This is a genomic window from Prauserella sediminis, from assembly GCF_014195435.1.
Classification (GTDB): domain Bacteria; phylum Actinomycetota; class Actinomycetes; order Mycobacteriales; family Pseudonocardiaceae; genus Prauserella; species Prauserella salsuginis.
The window spans coordinates 1258727-1272696 of the sequence record NZ_JACIBS010000001.1 but is presented as its reverse complement, the minus strand read 5'-3'; the positions used below and the strand labels follow the sequence as shown (position 1 = coordinate 1272696).

General features: G+C 67.9%; 13 protein-coding genes and 1 tRNA gene. 7 read left to right on the top strand and 7 right to left on the bottom strand.

Translation table 11 applies throughout. The features are described 5' to 3' along the window. Positions 1-38: 38 nt before the first annotated feature. From FB384_RS05660 to FB384_RS05645, 4 genes are all read right to left on the bottom strand, one after another. Positions 39-1193, bottom strand: a complete 1155-nt coding sequence (locus tag FB384_RS05660) for a sialidase family protein (protein ID WP_183785027.1) — start codon at positions 1191-1193, stop codon at positions 39-41. Between the two features lie 399 nt (positions 1194-1592). Beyond that, on the bottom strand, positions 1593-2084 hold the full coding sequence (locus tag FB384_RS05655) for a YajQ family cyclic di-GMP-binding protein (protein ID WP_183779809.1): 492 nt from the start codon (positions 2082-2084) through the stop codon (positions 1593-1595). A 379-nt stretch (positions 2085-2463) separates the two neighbouring features. Further along, the gene (locus FB384_RS05650) at positions 2464-3702 is read right to left on the bottom strand and encodes an MFS transporter (protein ID WP_228725966.1); all 1239 of its coding nucleotides are present in this window, start codon (positions 3700-3702) and stop codon (positions 2464-2466) included. 76 nt (positions 3703-3778) lie between these two features. Next, positions 3779-5029, bottom strand: a complete 1251-nt coding sequence (locus tag FB384_RS05645; protein ID WP_183779807.1) for an FAD-dependent oxidoreductase — start codon at positions 5027-5029, stop codon at positions 3779-3781. A 210-nt stretch (positions 5030-5239) separates the two neighbouring features. Between FB384_RS05645 and FB384_RS05640 the strand changes: the two genes are divergently transcribed. Next, positions 5240-6130, top strand: a complete 891-nt coding sequence (locus tag FB384_RS05640; RefSeq protein WP_183779804.1) for a LysR family transcriptional regulator — start codon at positions 5240-5242, stop codon at positions 6128-6130. 207 nt (positions 6131-6337) lie between these two features. After that, positions 6338-6419: transfer RNA gene (locus tag FB384_RS05635), tRNA-Tyr, on the top strand. 513 nt (positions 6420-6932) lie between these two features. Here FB384_RS05635 and FB384_RS05630 read toward each other — a convergent pair. After that, on the bottom strand, positions 6933-7775 hold the full coding sequence (locus FB384_RS05630; RefSeq protein ID WP_183779801.1) for an alpha/beta fold hydrolase: 843 nt from the start codon (positions 7773-7775) through the stop codon (positions 6933-6935). A 105-nt stretch (positions 7776-7880) separates the two neighbouring features. On the opposite strand from FB384_RS05630, the gene FB384_RS05625 reads away from it, so the two are divergent. Together FB384_RS05625 and FB384_RS05620 are read left to right on the top strand one after the other, a co-directional pair. Beyond that, the gene (locus FB384_RS05625) at positions 7881-8864 is read left to right on the top strand and encodes a helix-turn-helix domain-containing protein (protein WP_183779798.1); all 984 of its coding nucleotides are present in this window, start codon (positions 7881-7883) and stop codon (positions 8862-8864) included. Positions 8865-9057: 193 nt separating this feature from the next. After that, positions 9058-9837, top strand: coding sequence for an aminotransferase class IV family protein (locus FB384_RS05620; RefSeq protein ID WP_183779795.1), 780 nt, complete (start codon positions 9058-9060; stop codon positions 9835-9837). A gap of 93 nt (positions 9838-9930) precedes the next feature. Here the strand turns inward: FB384_RS05620 and FB384_RS05615 are convergent, their stop codons facing one another. Continuing rightward, positions 9931-10563, bottom strand: coding sequence for an HNH endonuclease family protein (locus FB384_RS05615; RefSeq protein ID WP_183779792.1), 633 nt, complete (start codon positions 10561-10563; stop codon positions 9931-9933). A 254-nt stretch (positions 10564-10817) separates the two neighbouring features. Then, entirely contained in the window at positions 10818-11168 is a 351-nt protein-coding gene (locus tag FB384_RS05610) for a MerR family transcriptional regulator (protein ID WP_183785024.1), read from the bottom strand. A gap of 101 nt (positions 11169-11269) precedes the next feature. Between FB384_RS05610 and FB384_RS05605 the strand changes: the two genes are divergently transcribed. From FB384_RS05605 to FB384_RS05595, 3 genes are all read left to right on the top strand, one after another. After that, positions 11270-12052, top strand: a complete 783-nt coding sequence (locus FB384_RS05605; RefSeq protein ID WP_183779789.1) for an SDR family oxidoreductase — start codon at positions 11270-11272, stop codon at positions 12050-12052. Positions 12053-12196: 144 nt separating this feature from the next. After that, positions 12197-13039 carry a helix-turn-helix transcriptional regulator gene (locus tag FB384_RS05600; RefSeq protein ID WP_183779787.1) on the top strand — a complete coding sequence of 281 codons (843 nt, stop codon included), beginning with the start codon at positions 12197-12199 and terminating at the stop codon, positions 13037-13039. A gap of 78 nt (positions 13040-13117) precedes the next feature. Then, entirely contained in the window at positions 13118-13930 is an 813-nt protein-coding gene (locus FB384_RS05595) for a glucose 1-dehydrogenase (RefSeq protein ID WP_183779784.1), read from the top strand. Positions 13931-13970 lie beyond the last annotated feature (40 nt).

The window sequence follows — 13970 nt, the reverse complement described above, 5'->3', positions numbered from 1 at the left end:
GCCGAGAGGCTCAGCCTTCCGGGGGATCAGGGTACCGGCTAGCGGGACGGTCCGGTGCCGAAGAAGACCCGACAGCCGTCGTCGGCGCGGTCCGCGGTGGCCTGCAGCACGGCGTCCCCGCCGTCGACCGGCAGCAGGGACGGGCTGTAGTTCGGGCACGGGTCGTCCACCGGGTCGGCGACCTCGACCGGTGCGGGCACCTCGTACCACTCACCGGAGCCGGGGTCGTCGTTGGCGAGGATCGTCTTGCCGTTGCCAGCGTTGGGGGTGCCGTCGGCGTCGGCGTAGATCTGGCCGATGAGCAGGACCCGCGTGCCGTTCGGGCCGCCGGGGAAAAGCGAGATCGTCGGCGAGTGCCGGAAGTGGCGGCCCTCCGGGGTGGCGACCTGCGTGCCCGGGTCGGTCGGAAGACCGAAGTCCTCGCCGTCCTCGGAGATCTTGAAGTACGGATCGCAGAACCGCTCGCCGAAGTTGCAGATCTCGTAGCTGAAGTAGTGCCGCCCGTCGGGGAGTGCGCGCACGATCGGCATGCCGGGACGCACCTCCCACGGCGAGATCGTCAGCGTGCGGGTCGGCCTGCTCCAGTCGACGAGGTCGTCGGTGGAGCGGCGGGTGAGGAACTGGTCGAACTCGCGCTCGCCGCGTTCGTCGGCGTAGTGCATCTGCAGCGTGCCGGAGTCGTCCACGTCGAATTCCGGCTCCCACACGCCGGGCGGGCCGTAGGACGTCACCGGTTCGCCCGCGAAGTCCCACGAGCGTCCGGTGTCGGTGCTCGCCCAGATTCGGATGCCGATCCTGCGGGTGTCGCGCGGGGCCTTCTGCCGGTAGCTGGCCGCCCACAGCAGCGTGCCCTTCGGATACCGGCCGATGGTTCGCGGCAGTTCGTACAGCGTGCCGCAGCACATGCCGCTGCCGTAGCGGCCCTCGGGGTCACGGACCTCGCCGACCTGGCGGAAGTTGCGGCCCTCGTCGGTGCTCTCGTAGACCGGCGCGTAGTAGCCGGCCTCGTCGCTGCTGGTGACCGTGGCGAGGATGCGGCCGTTGTGATCGGCGTGGCCGTGCTGGGTGCGGATGAGCCGCGGGTAGGAGCCGTAGCCGTCGTGCAGCAACTGCCGGTCGGCGCCCTGTGCCACCGCGGGTGTCAGCGTCAGGCACAGCAGCGCGGCCGCGGCGACGGCGAATGCGCGGTGCAGGTGCGAGCGGATCCGCGCAGCGCGGCGCCAGGCGCGCGGACCGCCGGCCGATGTCGTGCCGCCGGGCCCGCCGGACGGAGTGCCCGACTCGGTGCTCGACGGACCGTCCGGTCCGGTGGTCGGGCTACTGGCAGGACGGTTGGTCGGCGGATGGATGTGCACGAAAAACCCCCGGTCTCCGACAGCGACCGGGGGATTCAAACACGATCAGGTGAAGAATGGTCAATGGTTCACGATCTTTTCACCGGGGCGGCAGAGCGATGTCCTTCGTCAGGGGTCCCGCATCGGGGTGGCTCTGCCGTGCCCGGCGGCTGGGCACGGTACGGCGGCGGGTTGTCCGCGGACGGCCGGCGACGTCGCGATCGCCGACCCAGGGCACCGCTCGTGCCCTGCCCGGCCTCACCGGTAGTTCATGAACTGCAGCGCGATGCCGAAGTCCTTCTCCTTCAACAGCGCGATCACGTCCTGCAGGTGGTCCTTCTTCTTGCCCGACACGCGCAGCTGATCCCCCTGGATCTGTGCCTGGACACCCTTCGGGCCCTCGTCCCGGATGTACTTGGAGATCTGCTTCGCCTTGTCCTGGTCGATGCCCTCGACGATCGAACCGGACACCTTGTACGTCTTGCCCGACACCGCAGGTTCACCCGCGTCGAACGCCTTCATCGACACGCCACGCTTGACCAGCTTCTCCTTGAAGACCTCGACCGCGGCCTTCACCCGCTCCTCGGTCTCGGCCTCCACCACGACGGCGTTGTCACCCGACCACGCCACCGACGCGCCGGTGCCCCGGAAGTCGAACCGCGTCGACAGCTCCTTGGCCGCCTGGTTTACCGCGTTGTCCACCTCCTGCCGGTCGACCTTGCTCACCACGTCGAACGATGGATCCGCCACGACTGAAGCACCTCGCTGTCTGGTTCCGGGGGTATTCGGGATGTGACCGCCGACGCAGTCACATCGGGTAAGCGTAGTTGTGCGGTCCGGGGATGTTGGTGACGCGGTCGGGGTGTGGGGCCGGTGGGCGTTGCATCGGCCGGATCGGTCGGTGAGGTGTGCTCGGCGTTCGGTTTCGGAGTGTTCGGGCTGATGGTGGACCCTTTCGTCCGGCAACGCCGTCGTCGGCGGGAAGAGGCGCGTCCTCCGAGACGGCCCCGGGAGCCGAGGGCCGGATGTGACGTCCCAGCAAGCTCTGCGGCATGGCGACAGTGAGGCATGGTGACGGCGAAGGGCCTTCGGCCGCGCCCGCGCGACCGAAGGCCCGACACCAGATACTTCACGCCGCACTTGGGCGAGCAGCGGATGCTTCGGCCTCGGTGCGCGGCCGGTCATCTCGCACCCGCAGCATGACCGCTGCGCCGATGAGCGGCCCGACAGCCAGCGTGACGAACGCGGCGTAGAACGAATCCGTGAGTTGGAAGATGGGACCGACCACGGCAGGAACAGCGACACTGCCCAGCTGCCAGAAGGCGTTGACCGCGCCGGCCGCCGAGCCGGTGAGATGTTGTCCCACCAGAGTCGGTGTCATGGCGGCGGTCAGCGGACTGTATGCGTACGCCGTGAGTCCGAGTACGGGCGCCACCCAGAGGAACGCGGTGTAGCTGTCCAACGTGCCGAACACCAGGAGCGTGACTCCGAACGCGGCCAGGATGATCGCGATCGGGATCCGCCTGCCGGATCCGAGTCGGTCCGTGACGACCCCGACCAACGGCTTCGCCGCGATCGCCACGCCGGCGAAGATCACCACCACCACTCCCGCGTCCACGGGGTCGATGCCGTTGCCCCTCACCATCAGGGTGTTGGACCACGTGATGAAACCGTAGGTGCCCCACAGGCCGCCGAACCCGGCGAGCCCGAGAAACAACAGGTCGCGGTTACGCCGCAGCGGACGTACGTCGGGTACCGCCCGCCGTGCCGGGGCGTCGCTCGTGCCGTCGTACTGTCCATTGCGGATGAATGCGAGGCAGAGGATCGCGATGACGATCGTCACCGCTCCGAACAGGTGGTACGAGGTCTCCCAGCCCGAGTTCACGATGAGACCGGGAACCACGGCGTTGGCGACGACCGTGCCGAGCGACGTCGCCGTCATGAACACGCCCGCAGCGAAACCCCGCGCTTCAGGCCGGAACCAGGCGGCGACGAGCTTGAGTCCGGCGGAGAAGTCGGCTCCCGCGAACAGGCCGAGTGCAGCCTGGATCGCCAGTCCCACGCCGATCGAGGTCGTCGAACCGAACAACATCATCAGTCCACCGGCGACCAGCGACGTCACTCCCAGTGTCAGTCGACCGCCGAGCCAGTCACTGCAGAACCCACCGGCGGCGTTGGCCACGACGTAGCCGATGTAGTAACACGTCGCGAAGATGCCCAATGCGGCGAGCGGGACGTTCAGCGAGTCGCTCACCGCGGCCGAAGCGGGACCCCACGTCGACCGGTCCACAGAGGTCATGGTGAATGCCGCCCAGCACAGCAGCAGAACGACCCAGCGGTACGGGGAGTCGTGATTCGAGCGCATCATCGATTCTCCAGACTTCCTTGTCATGGGATGGAAACCAGCTCAGTGCGAACGCCTTAGGACTCCGCGCGGAGATTGATCAGACGAGCGCGTCCTGACGACGCAGCTCGGCGCGAATCCGGGCAATGTCGTGCCGTTCCCCTTGGCTGTACTGTGCGGCGGCGACGCCGGCGGCATGTCCCGTCGCGAACGCTGTACCCATCACCCGAACCGAAGCGTATGCCTCGTCGTCGGAACTGGTCAGCCTGCCGACCGCCCACAGGTTGTCGGTTCCTCGCGCTCGGATCGCTCCGTAGGGAATGTCGTACCAACCGCGACCGTCGATCGGCCGGTAGTTCGTGACGCCCGGCCCCGAGTGATCCTCGATCGGCCAGCCACAACGACCGATCGAATCCTGCGGGCGCTTGACCGCCTGCAGCACGTCGGCCTCGCTCAGCTGGCAGTGTCCGTCCAGCCGCCGGCTCTCGCGAATGCCCAGTTGTGGCCCGGTCTCCACGAGATACGCCTGCGCCCACCCGGACAGGTGCTTGCGCAACGCGTCCAGATACAACCATGCCTGTCGCCGTGCGCTGGCCTCGTCCCTGCTGATCGCCGCTGCATCAAGCGCGTCGACCTGCTCGTCGACGAGCAGTGCGATGACGTCCTTGCTGACCGGCAGGTGTACGGCGATGCCGTAGTCACGCGCCAATGACACCCCGGTCTCGTGGCTATAGGCCGCGACCGCGGAACGCAGGCCTTCCCTGGACAGGTCGGCATCCTGGGCCACTCCACCGAAGCGGCACACCAGAGTGCTCGTCTGCCTGTCTTCGACAGGGACGACGCGGGTCGGGACGCCCGCGCACGACAGCAGCGCACCGTCTCCACTGGCGTCCACGAAAGCTGCCGCGGTGATGCGTTCGCGGCCACCGCGATGATGGACCTCGACCTCGGCGATGCCGTCCTCGTGACGGGTCGCGTCGATCAGCCGGCTGTGCAGCCGAACATCCACGCCTTCGTCCGCGAGCAACTCGTCGCAGACGATCTTCGTGGACTCGAGATCGAGCAGCACGATGCGGTTGCCCGTCCACCCCATCGTCTTCTCCTCGTAGACGCCCCGCGCGCGGAGGCGTTCGAGCACGTCCTGGCCGATGCCGGCAACGACCTGCGTGCCGCGTTGATCGTAGAAGCCACAGAACGTGAGCACCGAGCTGATCGTCGCCGCACCGCCCAGGTAGGGATACTGCTCGACCAGCCGCACGCGCGCCCCTGCCCGCGCCGCACCGGCGGCCGCAGCGACGCCACCCGCACCACCGCCGATAACAACGACGTCAAAATGCTCGACCTCTGCCACTGTGCTCCTCCCGTCCGCTGGGGCCGCCGGTAGCCTCCGACCTGCTGTCTCGACACATTTGACGCCGTGCCGGCGGTGATATCCAATACCGCTTGAACAGGGCGGGCATAACCAGAAGTTATAGATGGTCAGAAGTCATTGGCTTCGCCTCAGCGGCACTCCGGCACTGGGAAGCACGGGCACTGGGAAGCACGGGCACTGGGAGGCACGGTGGAACTCAGGCAACTGCGTTACTTCACGGCGGTGTTCACCGAACGCTCGCTCTCCCGGGCAGCAGAGCGGCTGCTCATCTCGCAGCCCGCACTGACGAGGCAACTGCGGCAGCTCGAGCAGGAACTCGGCGCCACGTTGTTCGAACGCATCCACACCGGGGTGCGCCCTACCGCGGCCGGCAGTGCACTCCACGAACACGCGCTGCAGATCCTGAGCATGGCAGATGCCTGCCGCCGGGTCGCACAATCCGCGGGCCCCGCACGGGAAATGGTTCGTGTCGGTCTGCCGCCGGGGCTCCCGCCCGGCTGGGTGCAGCGAGTGCTGGCCGAAACCCGGCGCCGCGTGCCGATGGCGGAACTCGCGTTCACCGACGCCAGTAGTACCGCTCAGCTCCGCATGGTCCGCGAAGGGCACCTGGACGTCGGATTGGTCCACCAGACCCCACCGTCGAGTCTGCAGCACAGGGAACTCTTCGCGGATCCGTTCGGGCTGGCCATCCGGCCAGGCCACGCGCTGCGCGGGCGGACCGGCTGCCGCCTCGCAGATCTCGACGGGATGCGCGTACTCGCGCATGCCCGTGATCAGGTACCTACCGAACACGACCGGCTGGTCGCCGCCGCCCACGACCTCGGCATCGCTCCGGAGTGGCACTTCGCCCATTTCAGCGAGAACGCGTTGGCCTGCGCGCTGGCCGCCGACGCCCACGCAGTACTGCTCACCGAGGCGAGCGCCGCCCGATTGCTCCCTGATTGGTCATGGCTTCAGCTGACAGACCCACCCTTCTTGATGCGCACCTGGCTCGTGCGTCATCAGACGACCAGGTCGATCGTGATGGACATCAGCGAAGTCATGATCGACACCGAGCGTTATGGGCCGGACGTCGCCTGACCCGTCATGCGGGACTCGACGGACCTGTGCGCTGGTCGCCGACCCAACTCCGGCAGCTCCCAGCGAAGCCGACGATGCGTGAGTGGGGGATCGGACGCGGCCGTGAACGTGGCCGCATCGGGTAGGTGCAGCCATCGGGTACCCGGGTGCGGACGCGCCCGGCGCAGGCGGTACGCTGTCATCTTGCCGGACACGGAGCCGGCACCCGGCGGGTTGCCCGAGCGGCCAAAGGGAGCTGACTGTAAATCAGCCGGCACTGCCTTCGGGGGTTCGAATCCCTCACCCGCCACACATCGGGAAACGCCCCGGTGACCTGGAAAGACAGGTCGCCAGGGCGTTTTTCGTGTGTGCGGTGGTGTGCAGTCCGGTGCGGCCTGTGCCGGGTGTCCACGGCAAATACGTGTCAAAGGCTTCAGCCGCCCCTGAGCTGCCGTTCCACGCGCTCGCGGTCGGCTTGCTCGCCGCGTCGATGCACTTGGCGTAGACGCGCTGGACACCGGCGGTCGAACCTTGTCCCGCCTGAGGTGTTGGCAGTGCCTTCGAATGACACCAGCGCTGACTGGGCTCAGTGCCGGATAATGATCCGCTGCGTATGGAAACCATAGGTCGAGTGCCTGCCCGCCGTTCGTGATCCTCACTCGAGGGTCGGTTGCGCAGCAGGCCGGTTTCCTGCAGCGCGATGATCAGGTGGCACGGGTGCCGTCGGGGCCGCGTGCCGCCGACGGACCGGAACCGCGATCGCGCCGAGCGTGCTGTTCCGCCTCGTAAGCGCGTCAGCCCCGATCTCTTGGTCGATCCGCGCTCAACTCTGCTGCGAACGTTTGAGTTCCTGTTCAAAGTCGAGGATCTCCTCGGCGAAATCGAGCGGGTTGTCCTCGGGGGAGAAGTGCCCGGATTCAGGAATGAACCTGAGCTCGGCTTGCGGCAGCGCGGCGGCGAGCTCGCGGGCTTTCTCCGGCGGGAACCAGGCGTCGTTGTCGCCCCAAAGTAGCCGTGCTGGCACGGTGAGTCGGTCGAGCCGGGGCACCAGTGGGGCTGCCATGTCCTCGTCGTAGCGGGCGATCGCGCGCCAGTACGCGGCCACTCCGTCGTCTCCGCACCAGGGCGACATGTACGCCTGGAACGCGTCCGGTTCCATCGGCCGATGTGTCGTTTGCGCGAGGTGCGCGGCGATCATCCCCTCGGCGATGTGCGTGGGCAATTGGCGCATCGTGCCCATGTTCTCCCTTGCGAGACGGGAGAAGTCCGTGACGAAGGGCGGGATGATCGCTGCATCGGCAAAGATGAACGCCCCAACGTCGAGGCCCTCGAAGAAGTGCGCACGTAGGGCGAAGATCGGTGCGAAATCGAAGGCCACGACGGTGGGTGCGACCAGGCCCCAGTGCGCGAAGAGTTCGGGTAGCCGGCGGGCTTGCTCGTCCCACGAGATGTTCTGGCCCGCGAAGCGGTCTGACCGGCCGAAACCGGGCCAATCGAATACGTACACGCTGTGCTGCGGGGACAGGTGCTCGACCACGTTCCGCCAGATGAACGACCAGTTCGGCGTCCCGTGCAGAAGAACGATCGGCGGGCCAGCGCCGAAGGAATCCCAGCGAATCGCGCCCTGCGGCGAGTCGAACGTGCGGGACAGGTGCCAGTCAGCCATGAGTCGCCTCCACATGATCGGCGGGAGTGGGCACTAACAAGACTGCCGTCCCGGCCGCGCTCTCACGACTGACGCTAACGACATGTTTCGCTAAGATACCGCCACATGGGTCCGACTGTGTCCGTGCTCGCCTACGAAGGCATGTCCGCGTTCGAGACCGGCATCGTCACCGAGGTGTTCGGTTTGCGATGGCCGGAACTGGACGTGGACTGGTACGAGCTGACCATCTGCGCCGAACGTTCCGGTTCCGTGGGTGTCGTCGGCGGCGCAACGCTGTCCACACGACACGGTCTGGACGCGCTGGCGCGAGCCCAGACGGTGATCATCCCGAGCGTGTCCGACGTGACCGTCGACCCGACACCCGAACTCGTCGCTGCTTTGCGCCGGGCGCACCGGCGAGGTTCGCGCATCGTGTCGATCTGTTCCGGAGCTTTCGCTCTGGCCGCCGCGGGCTTGCTCGAGGGCCGCAGGGCCACGACTCACTGGCGCTATGCCGAACTGTTGCGATGCCGATACCCCCGAGTGGAGGTCGACCCGAACCCGCTCTACATCGACGACCACGACATCCTCACCAGTGCTGGATGCGCCGCCGGTCTCGACCTATGCCTTCACATCGTCCGTCAGGACTTCGGGGCGGCCATCGCCAATGCGATCGCACGGAGACTGGTCATCCCGCCGCACCGCGACGGCGGGCAGGCGCAGTACATCGAGGCGCCGGTAACGCCGACCCCTGAGGACAACCGGATTGCCGACAGTATGACGTGGGCGATGGAACACCTCTCCGAGCCGATCACAGTGCAGACCCTGGCACGTCAAGCCGCCATGTCATCCCGGACGTACCTCCGCCGGTTCCCCCGATACGCGGGCGTGAGCCCGATCCGGTGGCTGATTAGCCAGCGCGTTCGAGCCAGCCTCAGCTTGCTGGAAACGACTGGTGCCTCGATCGACGAGATCGCTAGGGCTGTGGGGTTCGACACGGCGGTCACCTATCGCCACCACTTCACCCAAGCCATGCGGACTTCGCCGTCGTCCTACCGTCGAACCTTCCGCACCAGCGCGGCTGGGACGCTTTCGGAGTCGCGAAGGTGAGCTGCGTCGCCAGCAGGTGCAGCGGCCCGACCGTGGCGATGAGGATTGGCCGTGATCAGTGCTGACCACGGCCTTGGTGCTTTGAGCCTGCGTGAGGGTGTTCTGTCGGGCCGCGCCCCACTGAGGTCTCACCGAACACCTCACCGTGCCCGGCGATCGCAAGGTGCTGACGCGCCGGTGGGAGTCTGTAGGCATGGAACTGAACGGCGTCCCCGCAACGATTGAGCAGGTCAAAGCCCTCGCGCTCACCAACTACGGACACTTCACGTCGATGCTCGTCGACGACGGCAGCGTGCGCGGACTCTCGCTGCACCTGCAACGGTTGACGCGGGACTGCCGGACGCTCTTCGGCGCCGAACTCGACACCGAGCGGGTGCGCGAGTACGTCCGGTACGCGCTGCAGGGCCTCGACCAGCCGGTGACCGTTCGCGTCACGATCTACGACCCCGAGATGGGCCTGGGAACGATCGGCGAGGAAGCGCAGCCGCAGGTGCTCGTGACCACGCGTGAGGCGTCGTTGGCCGAGCCGGCGCCGTGGCGCCTGCGAGCAGCGTCCTACCGGCGCGAGTTGCCCGCGGTGAAGCACGTCGGCCTGTTCGGCGCGATGCACCAGCGGCGCCAAGCGCAGCGCGAAGGATACGACGACGTTCTGTTCCTGAACCCGGACGGCAGTATCTCGGAGATGGCGACCTCGAACGTCGGGTTCATCCGTGACGGCCGGGTCATCTGGCCGCGATCCGAGTGGTTGCCCGGTACGACGATGGCGCTGATCAACCAGGTACTCGATGAGCCCATCTCGACCGAGCCGCTGACGCTCGCCGACCTGCCGTCGATGGACGCGGCCTTCGCGACCAACGCCGCGACCGGCATCCGGCCCGTGGCCGCCATCGACGCGACGGAGTGGCCGACCGAGCACAAGATGCTGCAGCAGCTCCGGGACGTCTACCTGGAGATTCCCGCCGAAACCGTGTGATCGACCGGTTACGGAGCGATAGGGTCCTCCCCGGTTTCGGACCTCTCCCGGTGGCCACCTCGGCCCCCGGGCCACCGGGTGCCACGGCCGACGTCACTCGCAGCGGGCCAGAACTCCTCGGATCGCTTCGGCTTCGGCCCTGTCGACCGTGAGTTCGTAGCGCTGCTTGATCTGCACCCATTTGGTCACATAGCCGCAGCGGTCCTCGTCCGGCAACCACGTCGCCGGGTCCTGGTCGCCCTTCGACCGGTTCGACGAGGCGGTCACGGGCACCAGGACGTCGGGGTCGTTCGCGTACTCCTCACGTTGCTGCTCGGACCAGTCACGGGCACCGGAACGGGCCACCTCGGCGAGCGGCACCCAGTGGTCGATGTCCAGTTCGGACGGATCGGTGACGGTTTCGCCGTCGTAGATACTGGTCCATTCCCCGGAAATGTCGCAGTCGTCGCCGACGTCGATGCTGCGGCCCTGGTTGCGCAGGGCGGCGTCTCGAGCGTCACAACCGTCGCCGACCGAGCTCCAATGAGGCCAGTCGTCGCGGTCGTAGTGGGCACCCGTGTCTTCCGGCGTGACCGTCAGTTCGGACAGGTCCGCCGTCCCCGTCGCGGCGGCGTCGCCAACGTCGTCGCCGTTGAGGTCGAGGTCGCCGGACAGGTAGTAGCCGCCCGCGGCCAACACCGCGACGACGGCGGTCACGAGGGCTTTGGTGCGGGTGCGCGTGCTCATCGGAACCTTTCGGCGGGACGTGGAACGTTCGGAGAAACCCGGCGATGATCATCCGGCATGCGTGCCCCCTCGCGGCACAGGGGGAGCGAGCAAGGTCAGCATGGTCACGATGTCGGGCCCGGCGCGCCCGCTCGAAGCTGTCGTCGGCTGCTCCGGAGCGCGCGGTGTCGACGAGTGACGGGTTCACCCCGCGGTGCGTGACGACGGGCGGGACAGCGCCGCACCGCAACAGCGACGGCGCCGCCGCCGTCTTCTCAGTCGTGTGCGGCGGAGATGACGTCGTCCAGGAGTTCGCGAGAGGCCATGAGGGTCTCGATCTGACGGTCGATGCGAGCGCGTTCGCCTCTGAGGTCCTCGGCCATCTCGGTGCACAGCACGAGGCGTTCGCCTTCGTCGCGCACACACGGCAGGAGCCAGGCGATCGTGTGCGTCGGCAGCCCGGCGGCCAGCAGCGTGCGTATCTGGCGCACCGCACCGACGTCGCTGTCGCGGAAGTTCCGGTAGCCGTTCGCCCCTCGCTCGGGTGAGAGCAGTCCCTGCTCCTCGTAGTAGCGCAGCAGCCGGATGCTGACGCCGGTCCGCCGGGAGAGTTCACCGATCCGCATCGTCACTGCCTTCGTCGCTGCTTTCGTCACTTGACCCTCACACTGATGTGAGACTTTAGCGTGATGCCCGCCCAACAGAGCAAGACGGAGTGGAGGCAGGCATGAACGACACCCGGGTGGCCATCGTGACCGGCGCGGCCGGAGGCATTGGACGAGCCGTCGCGCGGCGGCTGGCCGACGACGGCTTCCGCGTCGCGGTCAGCGACCTCGCGTCGACGCAACCGCAACTCGACGAACTTGCCGGTGAACTCGCCGCCCGCGGTGTGCTCTCGCATGCGCTCGCTGCGGATGTGACCGACGAGGCCGACATGGCACGTCTGGTGGAGACGACCGTCGACGCTCTCGGCGACCTGGACGTGATGGTGGCCAACGCCGGAATCGTCAGCGCGGTGCCGCTGCTGGAGCTGTCGACGGCGGAATGGGACCGCGTGATGTCGGTCAACGCGCGCGGCGCGCTCGTGTCCTACCAGGCAGCGGCCCGCCAGCTGATCCGGCAGGGACACGGCGGCAAGATCATCGGAGCGGCCTCGGTGGCCGCGCACCAGAGCTCGGCGCTGGTCGGCCACTACTCGGCATCCAAGTTCGCCGTACGCGCGCTGACGCAGGCCGCCGCGCTCGAATGGGCCGAGCACGGAATCGTCGTCAACGCCTACTCGCCCGGCCTGGTGCACACGAGCATGTGGGACGACCTCGACCGCGAGATGGTCGCGTTGCAGGGCGGCGAGCCGGGCGACGTCATCGCCGGCGCAGTCCCCGAGATCCCGCTCGGACGCGTTCAACGCCCGGAGGACGTGGCCGGTGTCGTGTCCTACCTCGCTTCCGCCGACGCGGACTACATGACCGGGCAGTCGGTCGTCGTCGACGGCGGGATGCTTCTCGGCTGACACCACCGACCGGGTCGAGGCGGGGCGTTTCGGAGCGGAACGGTCGATGCCGCATGACCCTGAATGCCGCTGTCACGGGGCGATCCACATCACGACCCTCCGCGACGCGGGCCTTGTCGTGGACCCGCGTTGTTACCGTGCCTCATGACCAGCGCATCTCCTGCCGGCCGCCGGGAACAGCTCCGCGACTTCCTCCGTACCTGCCGGGCACGGCTCACGCCCGATGACGTCGGCATCGCGACGGCGGGCAGGCGCCGGACACCCGGGTTGCGGCGCGAGGAGGTCGCTTCGCTCGCCGGAGTCGGGGTGTCCTGGTACACGTGGCTCGAACAGGGCCGTGACATCAACGTCTCTGCCGAGGTGCTCGACGCGGTCAGCCGGGCGCTGCGCCTGACCGAACCCGAACGCGCACACCTCTACCTGCTGGCCGGGCTCAACCCACCTGCCGACACCGCCAGGGCGCGCGATTCCGGGGTCACCACGGAACTGCGGAACCTGCTCGACACGTGGTCGCCGCGGCCGGCCATCCTGCGGGACCGCGCCTGGAACCTGCTCGCCATCAACGATGCGACGCGGACCGTGTTCGGCTACGACGACACCGACCACAACTGCCTCGTCTCGTTCTTCAGCAACGCGCGGTACCGCAGCATGCACGCGCACTGGGAATCCGTGGCTCCGGCGGTGGTCGCCGCCTTCCGCGCCGACGCCGCGCATTTCCCCGACGACCCGGACTTCGGACGGGTGGTCGACGAACTCGGCGCCACCAGCCCAGAATTCGCCGAGTTGTGGGCCCGGCACGAAGTGGGTGCGCCGGTGCAGGCGGTGAAGGCGGTGCACCACCCCGAGGTCGGTGACCTGATCTTCGACACGACGACGCTCGTGGTCGCCGACCAGCCGGCGTGGTACCTGGAGTTGTACAACCCGCGGCCCGGCAGCGGAACCGACGAGCCGCTGGCGCGGCTGACGCGATCACCCGCGCCGGCCTGATCCGCCGAGGGTGGTGTTGCCGGTCCCACGTTGAATGCGCACTGGTTGCCCCGTTTCCCTGCGCGAAAACTCGAAGCCATGACACACAGCACCGCGACACACAGCACCCCGGCACACCACAGCACCGCGACACACAGCACCGAACGATTCGACGGCACGGTCGCACTCGTCACCGGCGGCACGAGCGGCATGGGCCTCGCCACGGCGCGGCAACTACTCGGGGAGGGGGCCCGGGTGATCATCACCGGACGAGACCGGACCCGGTTGGACGCCGCGGTCGCCGAGCTCGGCGGAGGCGACCGCGTGCTCGGCGTGCGCGGTGACGTGTCCGACCTCGCCGACCTCGACGAGCTGATCGCCGAGATCCGGAACCGGTACGGCCGACTGGACGTGCTCTTCGCCAACGCAGGCGTGGCCTCGTTCCAGCCGAATCAGGACATCACCGAGGCCGACTTCGACCGCACGGTGGACATCAACTTCAAAGGCATGTTCTTCACCATCCAGAAGGCACTGCCACTGCTGTCCGAACATGCCTCGGTCGTGATCAACGCGTCCTGGACGCTGCACCGCGGTATGGCCGGTGGGTCGCTCTACGCGGCCACCAAGGCAGCCGTGCACAACCTGGCGCACACGCTCGCGGCCGAACTGGGTCCGAAGGGCATCCGGGTCAACTCGGTGAGCCCCGGCTACATCGAAACGCCGATGTTCCACGAGAACGTCGACGTCGACGCGCACGCGGCCGTGGTCGGTTCGATCGCCGCCGGTCGCCTCGGCACCGCCGACGACGTCGCCGCCGCGGTCACCTTCCTCGCCTCCCCGGCGGCGTCCTACATCAACGGGCAGGACCTGGTCATCGACGGCGGCCTGGTCGCCGCCGCTGCCGGCGGCTGAACGGGCGCTCCGGCGACGTCGCCACGAGCGGCGCGGGCCG